The organism is Mesorhizobium sp. RSR565B (genome assembly GCF_054719465.1).
Genome location: NZ_JBTTIE010000001.1, coordinates 5,217,933 through 5,231,861, shown reverse-complemented (window position 1 = coordinate 5,231,861; position 13,929 = coordinate 5,217,933). Strand labels below are relative to the sequence as shown.

At 61.4% G+C, this 13,929-nt stretch carries 23 protein-coding genes; 1 reads left to right on the top strand and 22 read right to left on the bottom strand.

The genetic code is table 11. The features are described from left to right. Nucleotides 1-4: 4 nt before the first annotated feature. Nucleotides 5-1,498, bottom strand: a complete 1,494-nt coding sequence (locus ACYG9R_RS25150) for a DegQ family serine endoprotease (protein WP_023824966.1) — start codon at nt 1,496-1,498, stop codon at nt 5-7. Between the two features lie 140 nt (nt 1,499-1,638). On the opposite strand from ACYG9R_RS25150, the gene ACYG9R_RS25145 reads away from it, so the two are divergent. Further along, nucleotides 1,639-2,265, top strand: a complete 627-nt coding sequence (locus ACYG9R_RS25145; RefSeq protein WP_023752307.1) for a hypothetical protein — start codon at nt 1,639-1,641, stop codon at nt 2,263-2,265. Between the two features lie 82 nt (nt 2,266-2,347). On the opposite strand, the gene rplQ is transcribed toward ACYG9R_RS25145, so the two are convergent. The 21 genes from rplQ to rplV form a co-directional block, all read right to left on the bottom strand. Continuing rightward, nucleotides 2,348-2,779 (bottom strand): 50S ribosomal protein L17, encoded by a 432-nt coding sequence (gene rplQ, locus ACYG9R_RS25140; RefSeq protein WP_023691248.1) that lies wholly within the window; start codon nt 2,777-2,779, stop codon nt 2,348-2,350. Between the two features lie 105 nt (nt 2,780-2,884). Then, nucleotides 2,885-3,895 (bottom strand): DNA-directed RNA polymerase subunit alpha, encoded by a 1,011-nt coding sequence (locus tag ACYG9R_RS25135; protein ID WP_023682599.1) that lies wholly within the window; start codon nt 3,893-3,895, stop codon nt 2,885-2,887. Nucleotides 3,896-3,996: 101 nt separating this feature from the next. Next, nucleotides 3,997-4,386 (bottom strand): 30S ribosomal protein S11, encoded by a 390-nt coding sequence (gene rpsK / locus ACYG9R_RS25130; RefSeq protein WP_006205444.1) that lies wholly within the window; start codon nt 4,384-4,386, stop codon nt 3,997-3,999. 127 nt (nt 4,387-4,513) lie between these two features. Then, nucleotides 4,514-4,882 carry a 30S ribosomal protein S13 gene (gene rpsM, locus ACYG9R_RS25125; protein ID WP_006205445.1) on the bottom strand — a complete coding sequence of 123 codons (369 nt, stop codon included), beginning with the start codon at nt 4,880-4,882 and terminating at the stop codon, nt 4,514-4,516. Nucleotides 4,883-5,093: 211 nt separating this feature from the next. After that, on the bottom strand, nt 5,094-5,702 hold the full coding sequence (locus tag ACYG9R_RS25120) for an adenylate kinase (RefSeq protein WP_023701778.1): 609 nt from the start codon (nt 5,700-5,702) through the stop codon (nt 5,094-5,096). After that, nucleotides 5,699-7,039, bottom strand: coding sequence for a preprotein translocase subunit SecY (secY, locus tag ACYG9R_RS25115; protein WP_023672761.1), 1,341 nt, complete (start codon nt 7,037-7,039; stop codon nt 5,699-5,701). The genes ACYG9R_RS25120 and secY overlap by 4 nt, the downstream gene beginning before the upstream one ends. A gap of 257 nt (nt 7,040-7,296) precedes the next feature. Next, entirely contained in the window at nt 7,297-7,767 is a 471-nt protein-coding gene (gene rplO / locus ACYG9R_RS25110; protein ID WP_023672760.1) for a 50S ribosomal protein L15, read from the bottom strand. A 22-nt stretch (nt 7,768-7,789) separates the two neighbouring features. Continuing rightward, nucleotides 7,790-7,987 (bottom strand): 50S ribosomal protein L30, encoded by a 198-nt coding sequence (rpmD, locus tag ACYG9R_RS25105; protein ID WP_023736690.1) that lies wholly within the window; start codon nt 7,985-7,987, stop codon nt 7,790-7,792. Nucleotides 7,988-8,011: 24 nt separating this feature from the next. Then, entirely contained in the window at nt 8,012-8,575 is a 564-nt protein-coding gene (gene rpsE / locus ACYG9R_RS25100) for a 30S ribosomal protein S5 (RefSeq protein WP_006333394.1), read from the bottom strand. Nucleotides 8,576-8,728: 153 nt separating this feature from the next. After that, a complete protein-coding gene (rplR, locus tag ACYG9R_RS25095) occupies nt 8,729-9,088 on the bottom strand; it encodes a 50S ribosomal protein L18 (RefSeq protein WP_023682602.1) in 360 nt (119 codons plus the stop codon). A gap of 140 nt (nt 9,089-9,228) precedes the next feature. After that, entirely contained in the window at nt 9,229-9,762 is a 534-nt protein-coding gene (rplF, locus tag ACYG9R_RS25090; protein ID WP_023688413.1) for a 50S ribosomal protein L6, read from the bottom strand. A 41-nt stretch (nt 9,763-9,803) separates the two neighbouring features. Continuing rightward, nucleotides 9,804-10,202: a 30S ribosomal protein S8 gene (rpsH, locus tag ACYG9R_RS25085; RefSeq protein ID WP_006205453.1), complete on the bottom strand. Its 399-nt coding sequence runs from the start codon at nt 10,200-10,202 to the stop codon at nt 9,804-9,806. Between the two features lie 12 nt (nt 10,203-10,214). Then, nucleotides 10,215-10,520: a 30S ribosomal protein S14 gene (gene rpsN, locus ACYG9R_RS25080; RefSeq protein WP_010909282.1), complete on the bottom strand. Its 306-nt coding sequence runs from the start codon at nt 10,518-10,520 to the stop codon at nt 10,215-10,217. A 27-nt stretch (nt 10,521-10,547) separates the two neighbouring features. Then, entirely contained in the window at nt 10,548-11,147 is a 600-nt protein-coding gene (gene rplE, locus ACYG9R_RS25075; RefSeq protein WP_023672755.1) for a 50S ribosomal protein L5, read from the bottom strand. After that, complete coding sequence (rplX, locus tag ACYG9R_RS25070) at nt 11,140-11,454, bottom strand: 50S ribosomal protein L24 (RefSeq protein WP_013531428.1); 315 nt, start codon at nt 11,452-11,454, stop codon at nt 11,140-11,142. Before rplX ends, rplE begins: the two co-directional genes overlap by 8 nt. A 12-nt stretch (nt 11,455-11,466) precedes the next feature. Then, nucleotides 11,467-11,835, bottom strand: coding sequence for a 50S ribosomal protein L14 (rplN, locus tag ACYG9R_RS25065; protein ID WP_006205457.1), 369 nt, complete (start codon nt 11,833-11,835; stop codon nt 11,467-11,469). Between the two features lie 72 nt (nt 11,836-11,907). Next, nucleotides 11,908-12,147, bottom strand: coding sequence for a 30S ribosomal protein S17 (gene rpsQ / locus ACYG9R_RS25060; protein WP_010909280.1), 240 nt, complete (start codon nt 12,145-12,147; stop codon nt 11,908-11,910). Nucleotides 12,148-12,158: 11 nt separating this feature from the next. Further along, nucleotides 12,159-12,359 (bottom strand): 50S ribosomal protein L29, encoded by a 201-nt coding sequence (gene rpmC / locus ACYG9R_RS25055; protein WP_006205459.1) that lies wholly within the window; start codon nt 12,357-12,359, stop codon nt 12,159-12,161. A 13-nt stretch (nt 12,360-12,372) separates the two neighbouring features. Next, a complete protein-coding gene (rplP, locus tag ACYG9R_RS25050; protein WP_006205460.1) occupies nt 12,373-12,786 on the bottom strand; it encodes a 50S ribosomal protein L16 in 414 nt (137 codons plus the stop codon). A 26-nt stretch (nt 12,787-12,812) separates the two neighbouring features. Then, nucleotides 12,813-13,538, bottom strand: a complete 726-nt coding sequence (gene rpsC / locus ACYG9R_RS25045) for a 30S ribosomal protein S3 (protein ID WP_023672753.1) — start codon at nt 13,536-13,538, stop codon at nt 12,813-12,815. After that, a complete protein-coding gene (gene rplV / locus ACYG9R_RS25040) occupies nt 13,538-13,927 on the bottom strand; it encodes a 50S ribosomal protein L22 (RefSeq protein ID WP_006205462.1) in 390 nt (129 codons plus the stop codon). The genes rpsC and rplV overlap by 1 nt, the downstream gene beginning before the upstream one ends. Nucleotides 13,928-13,929: the final 2 nt, after the last annotated feature.

Below are 13,929 nucleotides of genomic sequence, written 5' to 3'. Positions count from 1 at the left end.
CGCCTCAGTAACGCAACACCTGGCGCAGTATCTGCCCGCCGCGCTCGACGGTAAAGCGCCACCAGCGTGTATCCTGCTGGGCAAGCTGCGCCAGTGTCGCCGCCGTATCGACCGTCGTGCCGTTCACCTCGCGCACGATGTCGCCCGGCTGGAAGCCGAAATCGGCGGCCGGCGAATCGCGGTTGATGTCGACCACGGTGACGCCCTTGAGGTCGGTGCGCAGGCCGAGGCGCTGGGCGAGCCTGGGCGACAGTTCCGCGACCTTGGCGCCGGAAAACGGGCTGCGGCCATGCAGCGTCACTTCCGAAGCCTTAGCTCCTTCCGGCGCGCGCTCCAGTGCGATCTCCATCGTCGCCTGCTGGCCCTTGCTCAGGATGGCGAAGGTCGCCTTGGTGCCGATCGACAGGGTCGCCATGCGGTAATCCAGCGCCTCGATGCCTTCGACCGTCGTGCCATTGAGCTGCAGCACGACATCGCCGGGCTTCAGCCCTGTCTTGGCCGCCGGTCCGGCTTCCTCAACCGACGACACCAGCGCGCCGGTCGGCTTCTCCATGCCAAGCGATTCGGCGATCTGCGGTGTGACCGCTTCGAACTCGGCGCCTATATAAGGCCGCTCGAAGAAATCGAGCCCGGCCTTGGCCGCGTCGGCGAAGGCGCGCACCATGTTGGCCGGGATGGCAAAGCCGATGCCGATCGAGCCGCCGCTGCGGCTGTAGATGGCGGTGTTGATGCCGACCAGCTGGCCGCCCATGTTGATCAGCGCGCCGCCGGAATTGCCGGGATTGATGGCGGCGTCGGTCTGGATGAAGTAGCCCGAATCCGAAACGCCGATATGGCTGCGGGCAAGCGCCGACACGATGCCGCTGGTGGTGGTCTGGCCGACGCCGAACGGATTGCCGATGGCCAGCACCAGGTCGCCGACCTCGAGCGCGTCGGAATCGCCGATGGCGATCACCGGAAAGGGCTTGTCGGAGTTGATCTTGAGCACGGCGAGGTCAAGCGTCTCGTCCTTGAGCATGACCTTCGAGGTGAATTCGCGCCCGTCGGCGGTCGCGACCTTGACCTCGTCGGCATCCTTGATCACGTGGAAATTGGTGACGACGACGCCGCTTGGATCGACCAGCACGCCCGAGCCGAGCGAGGATTGCGCGCGCGGCTGCGCGCGGCCGAAGAATTCCTCGAAGAAAGGATCGCCGTCGAAGGGCGACGTGACCTTGGCCGTCTGCGAAGCATAGACATTGACCACCGCCGGCGCCGTCTGCTTGACCAGGGGCGCAAACGACAGCTGTACCTCTTCGCGGCCGAACGGCACCCGCTTGTCGGGACCGGAGGTGCCGTTCTCGCCTTCGACGCCATGCAGGAGGTCGGTCAGCACATCGGAGAGCCCCGGATCGGCTGGCTTGGCGGCGTCCTCGGCCAGAGCCTGCCTGACTGTCGGCGCGGCTGCGAACGCCATCATGGCGAAGAGCAGAACAAGAGACAGTCGGTTGGCGCGCATTCGCGAATCCTCCAAGGCAAGTTCGGGGGCATTGTCCCGACGATTGTGCAAAATGAAAGGCTAAGCCGCTGAAATACGATTATTTTGGGCATCAAAGCAGCTATAGGTCGACTTGAAACTGAAAACCTTCGTCGGCCCTCATGAAAAAACAACTCCTGTCATTCCGTGACTTTTTGAAGACCGGCACTTTTGGGCCTGTTTTCCCTTCTCTGAAAATGATCGACATCGCCGGTATGCTAGGTCCGCCTGACGGCTGGATCACGGAACATGCAGAGACGATTCCGGTCTATTGGACTTTCGGAAAGCTCGAAATTTCCTTTGATGAAGAAGCACCTCATTGGATGAACTGGTTTCAGATCGAAGAAGCGGGCTATCTCGAAGGTGATTTTGAGGTTCTCACCGATCGCCTTGTGCTCTCATTGGATGGGTTCAGTGGAGAGACGACACCTTCGGAATTCTTGACTGCCGGCCTTTGGGCTCCAGAAGAGGCAGCGGTGTTCTACGCCGCCTTGAGCGACGAAATATTGCTGAACATCTGCGCGGGTCCCGTTCAGATTCATTTCCGAGTCGATACAGACTTCATCGAAGATGGGGACGCCCAAAAATACCTGACCAATTCCAACGTGTCGCGAGTGGTCAGCGATATAGATTCCCGCGCCACCCTCGACAGTATCTATTCCTATCCCCAACCGGCGTTCGAAGAGATCCCCGGCGCCTTCAATTGGAATCTGCTTAGCGGTCGCGACTACCTGATGCTTACTCGCTAAACGTAAGACACGCTAAACGTAGGACGCCGGTAACAAAAAGGGGCCCGAAGGCCCCTTGAAGTCATTCCTGAAAAACCGAGCCTTATGCGGCAGTGGCTTCCTCGTTGGCGCCTTCGGCTTCGAGGCGGGCGCGGTCGCCGGCGCCCTTGGCGTCGGTGTCGCGGTCGACGAACTCGATGACCGCCATGGCGGCATTGTCGCCGTGGCGGAAGCCCGCCTTCATGATGCGCAGATAGCCGCCGTTGCGGTCGGCGTAGCGCGGCGCAATCGTGTCGAACAAACGCTTGACGACGCCTTCATTGCCGATCTGGGCAATGACCTGGCGGCGCGCATGCAAGTCGCCGCGCTTGCCGAGCGTCACCAGCTTCTCGACGATCGGACGCAAATCCTTCGCCTTCGGCAGGGTGGTGACGATCTGCTCATGCTCGAGCAGCGACACGGCGAGGTTGGCGAACATCGACTTGCGATGGCTAATGCTTCGGGCGAAGCGGCGGCCTTTAAAACCGTGGCGCATGGCTCTTTTCCTTCTTCAGTTGTTCAAGAGGCCGTGGCCTCTGATGGTTTTCCGCATGACCGTCGGATCGAGCGGCTCACGCCGCCGATCCTTGGAAATTCATGCTCAATATTGGTCTTCGTAACGCTTGGCGAGGTCTTCGATGTTTTCCGGCGGCCAGTCCGGCACTTCCATGCCGAGGTGCAGGCCCATCGCCGCGAGCACTTCCTTGATCTCGTTCAGCGACTTGCGGCCGAAGTTCGGGGTGCGCAGCATCTCGGCTTCGGTCTTCTGGATGAGATCGCCGATGTAGACGATGTTGTCGTTCTTCAGGCAGTTGGCCGAACGCACCGAAAGCTCGAGCTCGTCCACCTTCTTGAGCAGCGCCGGGTTGAAGGCGAGCTCGGTGACGGCCTCGGTGGCGACTTCCTTCTGCGGCTCGTCGAAGTTGACGAACAGGCCAAGCTGGTCCTGCAGGATGCGGGCAGCGAATGCCACCGCGTCTTCACCCGAGATCGAACCGTCGGTCTCGATGGTCATGGTCAGCTTGTCATAGTCGAGAACCTGGCCCTCGCGGGTGTTCTCGACCTTGTAGGAGACCTTCTTGACCGGCGAATACAGGCTGTCGACCGGGATCAGGCCGATCGGCGCGTCTTCGGCGCGGTTGCGGTCGGCCGGCACGTAACCCTTGCCGGTGTCGACGGTGAATTCCATGCGGATTTCAGCGCCCTCGTCCAGCGTACAAATGACGTGGTCGGGGTTGAGGATCTCGACGTCGCCAACCGTCTGGATGTCGCCAGCCAGAACCGCACCTGGGCCCTGCTTGCGAACGACCATGCGCTTGGGGCCATCGCCTTCCATGCGGATGGCGATTTCCTTGATGTTGAGGACGATGTCGGTCACGTCCTCACGCACGCCGGCAATCGACGAGAATTCATGCAGAACGCCGTCGATCTGCACGGCGGTCACAGCCGCACCGCGCAGCGAAGACAGAAGCACGCGGCGCAGCGCGTTGCCGAGCGTCAGGCCAAAGCCGCGTTCGAGCGGCTCGGCGACCAGCGTGGTCAGCGTCTTCTTCTTCGACGAGAACTCGATCTTGTTCGGCTTGATCAGTTCCTGCCAATTTTTCTGGATCATGATGCTTTCCTTCCGTTGACCCACCACCATCCAATCGTGGCGGGCGACCTGGAGTGCCGTGGAGGAGCGCCTTGAGGCGCTCACGCGGCGTTCGGTATGTCTTAGACGCGGCGCTTCTTGCGCGGGCGGCAGCCATTGTGCGGGATCGGCGTCACATCACGGATCGAGGTGATGGTGAAGCCGGCCGCCTGCAGGGCGCGAAGCGCCGATTCACGACCGGAGCCGGGTCCGCAGACCTCGACTTCGAGCATGCGCATGCCGTGTTCCTGGGCCTTCTTGGCGACGTCTTCGGCAGCCATCTGGGCGGCGAACGGGGTCGACTTGCGCGAACCCTTGAAGCCCTGGGCACCGGCCGACGACCAGGCAATGGAATTGCCCTGCGCGTCGGTGATGGTGATCATCGTGTTGTTGAAGGTCGAATTGACGTGGGCAACGCCCGACGAGATGTTCTTGCGTTCGCGACGGCGAACACGAGCGGCTTCCTTGGCCATGATAGTCCTTTCAGTTGATCTCTACACCGCCGTAATGCCAGCGGCTCCACCTTTGAAAGCGAGTAGTGAGCAGGGACTAGCGAATAGGGGACCCCTACTCGCTAATGGCTACTCGCTATTCGCTCACTTACTTCTTCTTGCCGGCGATCGACTTGGCCGGGCCCTTGCGGGTGCGTGCATTGGTGTGCGTGCGCTGGCCGCGAACCGGCAGCGAACGGCGGTGACGCAGGCCGCGGTAGCAGCCGAGGTCCATGAGACGCTTGATGTTCATCGACACTTCGCGGCGCAGGTCGCCTTCGACCTGGTAGTCGCGGTCGATGGTCTCGCGGATCTGCAGCACTTCCGCGTCGGTCAGCTGGTTGACGCGGCGCTCGGCCGGGATGCCGACCTTGTCGACGATCTCCTGGGCGAACTTCTTGCCAATGCCGTGAATGTACTGAAGCGCAATGACGACGCGCTTGTTGGTCGGAATGTTGACGCCGGCTATACGAGCCATATTCTTCTCTTCTCCATGTGGGACCGGCCGGCCTTCAAAACAAGGCATGCGCGGCGCTGTTCAAATTACCCCGCGTCCGGTGGAGGCCGGCCCTTGCGGGAGTTCCCTAGTTTCAATGCGGCTGCCTTGCCCTTGCGGACAAGCAAGCCTCATGCCTGATAGGAAGACGGGCCGCCATAACCCAGCGAACCGTTCCAGTCAAGCGCAATCTTTACTTTACCGTAACGGTCTCCCGCGTCACCGCCGCGAGCAGCGCTTCAATCTCCGCCGTCACGGTGTCGACAGGAGCCATGCCGTCGACACTCCTAAGCGAGCGTTTGGCGTAATAATAGCCGATCAGCGGCGCCGTCTTCTTGTAATATTCCCGCAGGCGCTCTTCGAACACCACCGGATTGTCGTCCTTGCGCACCGGCTGTCCGGCGGCCTTGGCGTCGTCGGCGCGCTTGACGATGCGGCCGACCAACGCTTTGTCGTCGACGACGAACTCGATCACGGCATCGAGGCCAATGCCGCGCTCGGCGAGCATCGATTCAACCGCATCAGCCTGCACCAGCGTGCGCGGATATCCGTCGAGGATGAACCCGTTGGTGCAATCGGGCTGGTCGATGCGCTCGGCCACGATCGCGTTGACAATGGCGTCGGAAACCAGCTCGCCGGCATCCATCACCGCCTTGGCGCGCTTGCCGACTTCAGTGCCGGCCTGTACGGCGGCCCGCAGCATGTCGCCCGTCGACAGCTGCGGTATGCCGTATTTTTCTACCAGTCTTTGTGCTTGCGTCCCCTTGCCCGCTCCTGGCGGCCCAAGCAATATCAATCTCATCTGGCCTTCTTCCCCCCGCGCAGCTTCGACTTCTTGATCAGGCCCTCATACTGGTGCGCGATCAGGTGACCCTGGATCTGCGCCACCGTATCGAGGGTTACACTGACCACGATCAGAAGCGATGTGCCACCGAGGTAGAATGGTACGCCAGTCGCCGAAATCAGGAACTCGGGCAGCAGGCACACCAGCACCAGATAGATGGCGCCGACGACGGTGATGCGCGTCAGGACATAGTCGATGTAATCGGCAGTGCGCTCACCCGGACGGTAGCCCGGAATGAAGCCGGAATGCTTCTTGAGCTGGTCGGCGGTGTCCTTCGGATTGAACACGATGGCCGTGTAGAAGAAGGCGAAGAACACGATCATTGCCGCATAGAACAGCATGTAGAGCGGCTGGCCGTGGCCGAGCGAAGCGAGCACGGTGCTTGCCCAGGCCGGCAGGTTTGTCGTCTGCGAGAAGCCGGCGACCGTTGCCGGCAGCAAAAGCAGCGACGACGCGAAGATCGGCGGAATGACGCCCGACGTGTTGAGCTTCAGCGGCAGATGCGAGGTATCGCCCTGGAACATGCGGTTGCCGACCTGGCGCTTCGGATACTGGATCAGCAGGCGGCGCTGCGCGCGCTCGAAGAACACGATCAGCGCGATGACGATTATGGCCAGCACGATGATCGCGAGTATCAGCCCGGTCGATAGGGCGCCGGTGCGGCCGAGCTCCAGCGTGCCGGAGATGGCGCGCGGCAGGCCGGCGACGATGCCGGAAAAGATGATCAGCGAAATGCCGTTGCCGATGCCGCGGGCGGTGATCTGCTCGCCCAGCCACATCAGGAACATGGTGCCGCCAACCAGCGTGACGACGGTCGAGATGCGGAAGAACATGCCGGGATCGTTGACGATGCCGTTGCCGCCTTCCAGGCCCACTGAAATGCCGTAGGCCTGCACCAGCGCCAGGAGTACCGTGCCGTAGCGCGTGTACTGGTTGATGACCTTGCGGCCCTGCTCGCCTTCCTTTTTCAGCGCTTCCAGCGACGGAATGACCGAGGTCATCAGCTGCATGATGATGGAGGCTGAGATATAAGGCATGATGCCGAGCGCGAAGATCGCCATGCGCTGCACGGCGCCGCCGGCGAACATGTTGAACATGCCGAGCACGCCCTTGGCCTGCGAAGAGAAGGCCTGCGCGAATGCATCCGGATTGATGCCGGGCAGCGGGATATAGGTGCCGAGGCGATAGACGAGCAGCGCGCCGACGGTGAACCAGATTCGCTTCTTCAGGTCCTCCGCCTTGGCGAAAGCCGCAAAATTCAGATTCGAGGCTAGTTGTTCAGCAGCCGAAGCCATGCCTGATTCTCCGCTAGAGCATGATGCCGAAAAGTGTGAAGCGGTTTTCGGACAACGTCATGCGCTACTTCTTTGATTTGTATGTCACGCTCGATGCCCGCAGCTCAGGCGGCGCGTGGCACCGAAGCTCACGAGATAAGCTCCGGGCTCTAAACATGCAAGCGGCCGCGTTGACGCGGCCGCCTAATTGATTGGATCAAAGCGCAATCGTGAACAAAAACGGATACCGTTCCTGCCGGCCGCGCTTCAAATTGCCGTTACTCCGCTGCCGCTTCCGGCAGCTTGACCGAACCGCCGGCCTTTTCGATCTTCTCGATCGCGGCCTTGGAGGCGCCGGCGACGTCGAAGGCAAGCTTTGCCTTGAGCTCGCCGTCCGAGAGGATGCGCACGCCGTCCTTGACGCGGCGGATGACGCCGGCGGCAACGAGTGCCTCGGCCGTCACGGTCGCCTTGGCGTCGAGCTTCTTGGCATCGAGCGCCGTCTGGATACGAGCCAGCGACACGACGACAAAGCTCTTGGCGAAGATGTTATTGAAGCCACGCTTCGGCAGGCGCCGATAGAGCGGCATCTGGCCGCCCTCGAAGCCGTTGATGGCAACGCCGGAGCGCGCCTTCTGGCCCTTGACGCCGCGACCGCCGGTCTTGCCCGAGCCGGAGCCGATGCCACGGCCGAGACGCTTCTTGGAGTGCGTCGCGCCGTCCTTGTCACGCAGATCGTTGAGTTTCATCTGGGTTCTCCTGCGCTTTTGCTCAGCCCTCGTCCACGACGCGGACGAGATGCTGAACGGCAGCGATCATGCCGCGCACCGAGGGAGTGTCCTCCAGCGTGCGCTGCTTGTGCATCTTGTTGAGGCCGAGGCCGACCAGCGTTGCGCGCTGTTCCTTCGGGCGGCGGATCGGCGAACCGATCTGCTCAACGGTGACGGTCTTGGTTGCTTTCTTGGCCATGGTCAAAATCCCTGGTCAGATCGACTATTCTTCAGCCGCAACGGCGGTGCCGCGGCGGGCCTGAAGGGTCGAATACTTGATGCCGCGCGCAGCAGCCACATCCTTGGGATGCATCTGGCTCTTCAGCGCGTCGAATGTGGCACGAACCATGTTGTAGGGGTTCGACGAACCCATCGACTTGGCGACCACGTCATGCATGCCGAGCGTCTCGAAGACAGCGCGCATCGGGCCGCCGGCGATGATGCCGGTACCCTGCTTGGCAGCGCGCAGAAGCACGCGGCCAGCGCCCCAACGTCCTTCGACGTCGTGGTGCAGCGTGCGGCCCGAGCGCAGCGGCACGAAGATCATGTCGCGCTTGGCCGATTCGGTTGCCTTGCGGATCGCTTCCGGCACTTCGCGCGCCTTGCCGTGACCGAAGCCGACACGGCCCTTCTGGTCGCCGACGACGACGAGTGCTGCAAAACCGAAGCGACGGCCGCCCTTGACGACCTTGGCGACGCGGTTGATGTGGACGAGCTTGTCCACCATGCCGTCATCGCGTTCTTCACGATCGCGGCCGCGGCCGCCATCCCTACGTTCCTGTGCCATATCCTGTTCCTTGTTCTTTTCCGGAAGCACGGTTGCTGATAAGATCCGGTGCGCCTCTTTGGGTCACCGGGGGCGAATTATTTTTCCTTGCATGATCTTGACCGAAAAGTCTGCAACTTTTTGCTGCGCTGACCTTCGGTTCGGAACAGGCAATTAGAAGCTCAGACCGCCTTCACGGGCAGCCTCGGCCAGCGCCTTGACGCGGCCGTGATAGATGTAGGCGCCGCGGTCGAAGACGACTTCCTTAACGCCGGCCTTCGAAGCGCGCTCGGCGATCAGCTTGCCAACAGCGGCTGCTGCCTCGGTGTCGGCGCCGGTCTTGAGCGAACCCTTGAGGTCCTTCTCGAGTGTCGATGCAGCCGCGATGGTATGGCCCTTGGCGTCGTCGATGACCTGCACGTAGATGTTCTTCGACGTGCGGTGAACCGAGAGACGCGGACGTTCGCCGGCGACCTTCTTGATCTGGCGGCGGACGCGCTGCGCGCGGCGCTGGATGGATTCCTTGGTAGCCATGATAGTCTTCCTTGCCTTCAAAAAACGGGGGCCGCCATGTGCGGTAGGCGAAAGCGCCTCCCGCGACTGCTCCCCGCGGCGTTGCACTTCTTTGGCCTGGCCTTTTCCGAAGAGTCTGCAACTTTTCGGGGCCAGGCCTACTACTTCTTCTTGCCTTCCTTGCGGACGATCTTCTCGCCGGCATAGCGGACACCCTTGCCCTTGTAGGGCTCGGGACCGCGATACTCGCGGATCTCGGCTGCAACCTGGCCGACCTGCTGCTTGTCGATGCCGGTCACGGTGATTTCCGTCGGCTTCGGCACAGTGATCGTGATGCCGGCCGGCGTCTCGTAAACGACGTCGTGGCTGAAGCCAAGCGCCAGCTGCAGGTTCTTGCCCTGGAGTGCCGCGCGATAGCCGACGCCGGTGATCTCGAGCTTCTTCTCGAAACCGTCCTTGACGCCCTGCAGGATGTTGACGATCTGCGTGCGCGACATGCCCCACTTGGAGCGGGCGGCCTTGGTCTGGTCGCGCGGCTGGACAGCGATTTCGCTGCCTTCCATCTTGACCAGCACTTCGTCGTTCACCACGAACTTCAGCTCGCCCTTGGGGCCCTTCGCCGTCACGGTCTGGCCGTTGACGGTCGCGGTCACGCCCTGCGGCAGCGAAACGGGTTTCTTTCCAATACGAGACATTTGGTTGTCCTCGTCACTTCTCTTGTTTCAGGTCTGCCGAATTAGAAAATCTGGCAGAGGATTTCGCCGCCGACATTCTGTTCGCGTGCTTCGTGATCGGCCATCACGCCCTTCGGCGTCGAAAGGATGGCGATGCCGAGGCCGTTGGCGACGTGCGGGATCGACTTGGCCGAGACGTAAACGCGGCGGCCAGGCTTCGAGACGCGGGCGATTTCGCGCACTACCGGAGCACCGTCGAAATACTTCAGCTCGATTTCGATTTCGGACTTGCCGTTGTCGAAGTCGGTCTGGCTGTAGTCGCGGATATAGCCTTCAGCCTTCAGCACGTCGAGGACGCGGGTACGCAGGCGCGAGGCCGGCGTCGAAACGCTCGACTTCTTGCGGCCATACGCGTTGCGGATGCGGGTCAGCATATCGCCGAGAGGATCGCTCAATGACATGTTATGTCCTCCTTACCAGCTCGACTTGACCAGGCCCGGGATCTGGCCGTTATTGCCGAGATCACGAAGCGCGATGCGCGATACTTTGAGCTTGCGATAATAGGCGCGCGGACGGCCGGTAACTTCGCAGCGGTTGCGGATGCGGATCTTGGCCGAGTTGCGCGGCAGGGCAGCAAGCTTCAGCTGAGCGCGGAAACGCTCTTCCATCGGCTTGGACTGATCCATGATGATCGCCTTCAGGGCAGCGCGCTTGGGACCGTACTGGTCGGCAAGCTTGCGGCGCCTGTTGTTCTTCTCGACTGAGCTGGTCTTTGCCATTTCAGATTTTTCCTTTTCTCGCTGCCGTTACTGGCGGAAGGGGAAGTTGAAGGCCTTGAGCAATGCCCTGGCTTCGTCGTCCGTCTTCGCAGTCGTACAAACGATGACGTCCATGCCCCAGATCTGATCAACCTTGTCGTAGTTGATCTCCGGGAACACGATGTGTTCCTTGATGCCCATGGCGTAGTTGCCACGGCCATCGAAGCTCTTCGGATTCAGTCCGCGAAAGTCGCGGACGCGCGGCAGTGCGATGTTCACGAGACGGTCGAGGAACTCGTACATGCGTTCCTTGCGCAGCGTGACCTTGGCGCCGATCGGCATCTTCTCGCGGACCTTGAAGCCGGCGATCGAATTACGGGCGCGGGTGACGACGGCCTTCTGGCCGGCGATCATCGCCAGGTCTTCGGCCGCGATCGAAGGCTTCTTCGAATCCGCGGTCGCTTCGCCGACGCCCATGTTCAGCACGATCTTGTCGATGCGCGGAACCTGCATCTCGTTCTCGTAGCCGAACTGCTCCTGCAGCGCCTTGCGGATGGTCTCGTTGTAGACCTGCTTGAGGCGCGGCGTGTTCTGGGCCTTGGACTGTTTGCTTTCAGCCTTGGGCTTCGTGGTTTGAGCCTTAGCCATTGATGACTTCTCCCGAGCGCTTGGCGACGCGCACCTTCTTGCCGTCCTTCTGGAAGATGAAGCCGACGCGGGTCGGCTTACCATCCTTGGGGTCGGCCAGCGCGATGTTCGACAGCTGGATCGGCGCTTCCTTGGTGATGATCCCGCCCTCTTGGGACTGGGACTGCTTCTGGTGACGACGGATCATGTTGACGCCGCGCACCAGCGCGGTGTCTTCCTTCGGCTGAACCGAGAGGACTTCGCCCGAACGGCCCTTGTCCTTACCGGCCAGCACGACGACCTTGTCGCCTTTTCTAATCTTTTGCATTGGTCCGGCTCCTTACAGCACTTCAGGCGCGAGCGAGATGATCTTCATGTGGTTCTTGGCGCGGAGTTCGCGCGGAACCGGTCCGAAGATACGCGTGCCGATCGGCTCTTTCTTGTTGTCGACGAGAACGGCCGCGTTCTTGTCGAAACGGATCACGCTGCCGTCCGGGCGGCGGATGTCCTTGGCCGTGCGAACCACGACCGCCTTCATCACATCGCCCTTCTTAACGCGGCCGCGCGGAATGGCTTCCTTGATCGACACCACGATGATGTCGCCTACGGAAGCGTATTTCCGCTTCGAGCCGCCCAGCACCTTGATGCACATGACACGACGGGCGCCGGAATTATCCGCGACGTCGAGGTTTGTTTGCATCTGAATCATGACTGGCCGCCTTCTTCTCTTCTAACGGGACGGGCTCAAAGCCCCTCCCCGGTCTGTCCAAAATTCGGTTTGTTACGCCTGGTCCGAAGACACGACGATCCAGCGCTTGTCCTTGGAAATCGGCTTCGATTCCTGGATGAACACCTGATCGCCGACCTTGTGGGCGTTGTTCTCGTCGTGCGCCTTGTACTTCTTGGTCATGCGCACGGTCTTCTTCATCACGGGATGCGTGAAGCGCCGTTCGACCTTGACGACTACCGTCTTCTCGTTCTTGTCGCTGACGACAGTGCCCTGCAGAATGCGCTTTGGCATGATTTTCGTCCTTAAGCCTTCTTGGCCGCGGACTTTTCCGCAGCGATGGTCTTGATACGCGCAATGTCTTTGCGAACCTGCCGCACGCGCGCGGTCTTCTCGAGCTGGCCGGTGGCCTTCTGGAAGCGCAGGTTGAACTGCTCCTTCTTCAGGCTGGCCAGATCGTCGGTCAGCTGGTCCTGGGTCTTCGTCCGGATGTCTTCGGCTTTCATGATCAGCCCGTCCTTATTCTGCGATGCGCTGTACGAAGCGCGTCCTGACCGAGAGCTTGGCCGCGCCGAGACGCAGCGCCTCACGGGCGGTTTCTTCGTTGACGCCGTCGATCTCGAACATGATGCGGCCCGGCTTGACGCGCGCCGCCCAGTAATCGACAGCGCCCTTGCCCTTGCCCATGCGCACTTCGGTCGGCTTCGACGTCACCGGCACATCAGGGAAAATACGGATCCACACGCGGCCGGCACGCTTCATCTCACGAGTGATCGCGCGGCGGGCCGCCTCGATCTCACGCGCGGTGACGCGGTTCGGCTCAAGCGCCTTCAGCCCGAAACCACCGAAATCCAGGTTGGTGCCGCCCTTTGCGGTACCATGGATACGGCCCTTGAACTGCTTGCGGAACTTTGTGCGCTTTGGCTGCAGCATCGTTCTAACTCCAAATTCCTAAATAATCAGGCGTTTTCGCGACGACGACCGCGTTCGCGATCACCACCACCGCCATGCGCAGCATCACCCTCGGTCGCGCGACGCTCCGAAGCCATCGGATCGTGCTCGAGGATTTCGCCCTTGAACACCCAGACCTTGACGCCGCAGATGCCGTAAGCCGTATGCGCTTCGGCCGTGCCGTAGTCGACATCGGCGCGCAGCGTATGCAGCGGCACGCGGCCTTCGCGGTACCATTCCATGCGCGCAATCTCGGCGCCGCCGAGACGGCCGGCGCAGTTGATGCGGATGCCTTCGGCGCCCAGGCGCATGGCCGACTGAACGGCGCGCTTCATGGCGCGGCGGAACGCGATACGACGCTCGAGCTGCTGGGCGATCGACTGGGCGACCAGGGTCGCGTCGATTTCCGGCTTGCGCACTTCAACGATGTTCAAGTGCGTCTCGGACTTCGTCATCTCCATCAGCTTCTTGCGAAGCTTTTCGATGTCGGCGCCCTTCTTGCCGATGATCAGGCCCGGGCGCGCCGCATGGATGGTGACGCGGCACTTCTTGTGCGGGCGCTCGATCACGACCTTCGAAATCGCAGCCTGCTTGAGTTCCTTTTCAAGATATTTGCGGATCTTGATGTCCTCATGCAGCAGTTTGCCGTACTCGCCGGTGTTCGCGAACCAGCGCGAATCCCAGGTACGGTTGATGCCGAGGCGCAGACCGATCGGATTGACTTTCTGACCCATTATGCGGCCTCCCCTTTTTCTTCGACTTCACGAACGACGATCGTGAGGTGCGAGAACGGCTTCTCGATACGGCTGGCGCGACCGCGGCCACGAGCATGGAACCGCTTCATGACGATCGACTTGCCGACATAGGCTTCCGCCACGATCAGCGCATCGACGTCGAGGTCGTGGTTGTTTTCCGCGTTGGCGATCGCCGATTCCAGCGTCTTCTTGACCGTGCCGGAAATCCGCTTGGCCGAGAATTCGAGATCGGAAAGCGCTGTCGCAACCTTCTTGCCGCGGATCAGCGCGGCAACCAGGTTCAGCTTCTGCGGGCTGATACGGATCGTGCGCAGAACGGCGCGCGCTTCGTTGTCAGCAAGCCTGCGCGGAGCTTTGGCCTTGCCCATGA

Excerpts from the sequence above, each read along its gene's own strand:
- ACYG9R_RS25150 (WP_023824966.1), bottom strand. The coding sequence starts at position 1,498 with ATGCGCGCCAACCGACTGTCTCTTGTTCTGCTCTTCGCCATGATGGCG.
- ACYG9R_RS25145 (WP_023752307.1), top strand. The coding sequence starts at position 1,639 with ATGAAAAAACAACTCCTGTCATTCCGTGACTTTTTGAAGACCGGCACT.
- rplQ (WP_023691248.1), bottom strand. The coding sequence starts at position 2,779 with ATGCGCCACGGTTTTAAAGGCCGCCGCTTCGCCCGAAGCATTAGCCAT.
- ACYG9R_RS25135 (WP_023682599.1), bottom strand. The coding sequence starts at position 3,895 with ATGATCCAGAAAAATTGGCAGGAACTGATCAAGCCGAACAAGATCGAG.
- rpsK (WP_006205444.1), bottom strand. The coding sequence starts at position 4,386 with ATGGCCAAGGAAGCCGCTCGTGTTCGCCGTCGCGAACGCAAGAACATC.
- rpsM (WP_006205445.1), bottom strand. The coding sequence starts at position 4,882 with ATGGCTCGTATAGCCGGCGTCAACATTCCGACCAACAAGCGCGTCGTC.
- ACYG9R_RS25120 (WP_023701778.1), bottom strand. The coding sequence starts at position 5,702 with ATGAGATTGATATTGCTTGGGCCGCCAGGAGCGGGCAAGGGGACGCAA.
- secY (WP_023672761.1), bottom strand. The coding sequence starts at position 7,039 with ATGGCTTCGGCTGCTGAACAACTAGCCTCGAATCTGAATTTTGCGGCT.
- rplO (WP_023672760.1), bottom strand. The coding sequence starts at position 7,767 with ATGAAACTCAACGATCTGCGTGACAAGGACGGCGCGACGCACTCCAAG.
- rpmD (WP_023736690.1), bottom strand. The coding sequence starts at position 7,987 with ATGGCCAAGAAAGCAACCAAGACCGTCACCGTTGAGCAGATCGGTTCG.
- rpsE (WP_006333394.1), bottom strand. The coding sequence starts at position 8,575 with ATGGCACAGGAACGTAGGGATGGCGGCCGCGGCCGCGATCGTGAAGAA.
- rplR (WP_023682602.1), bottom strand. The coding sequence starts at position 9,088 with ATGGCTACCAAGGAATCCATCCAGCGCCGCGCGCAGCGCGTCCGCCGC.
- rplF (WP_023688413.1), bottom strand. The coding sequence starts at position 9,762 with ATGTCTCGTATTGGAAAGAAACCCGTTTCGCTGCCGCAGGGCGTGACC.
- rpsH (WP_006205453.1), bottom strand. The coding sequence starts at position 10,202 with ATGTCATTGAGCGATCCTCTCGGCGATATGCTGACCCGCATCCGCAAC.
- rpsN (WP_010909282.1), bottom strand. The coding sequence starts at position 10,520 with ATGGCAAAGACCAGCTCAGTCGAGAAGAACAACAGGCGCCGCAAGCTT.
- rplE (WP_023672755.1), bottom strand. The coding sequence starts at position 11,147 with ATGGCTAAGGCTCAAACCACGAAGCCCAAGGCTGAAAGCAAACAGTCC.
- rplX (WP_013531428.1), bottom strand. The coding sequence starts at position 11,454 with ATGCAAAAGATTAGAAAAGGCGACAAGGTCGTCGTGCTGGCCGGTAAG.
- rplN (WP_006205457.1), bottom strand. The coding sequence starts at position 11,835 with ATGATTCAGATGCAAACAAACCTCGACGTCGCGGATAATTCCGGCGCC.
- rpsQ (WP_010909280.1), bottom strand. The coding sequence starts at position 12,147 with ATGCCAAAGCGCATTCTGCAGGGCACTGTCGTCAGCGACAAGAACGAG.
- rpmC (WP_006205459.1), bottom strand. The coding sequence starts at position 12,359 with ATGAAAGCCGAAGACATCCGGACGAAGACCCAGGACCAGCTGACCGAC.
- rplP (WP_006205460.1), bottom strand. The coding sequence starts at position 12,786 with ATGCTGCAGCCAAAGCGCACAAAGTTCCGCAAGCAGTTCAAGGGCCGT.
- rpsC (WP_023672753.1), bottom strand. The coding sequence starts at position 13,538 with ATGGGTCAGAAAGTCAATCCGATCGGTCTGCGCCTCGGCATCAACCGT.
- rplV (WP_006205462.1), bottom strand. The coding sequence starts at position 13,927 with ATGGGCAAGGCCAAAGCTCCGCGCAGGCTTGCTGACAACGAAGCGCGC.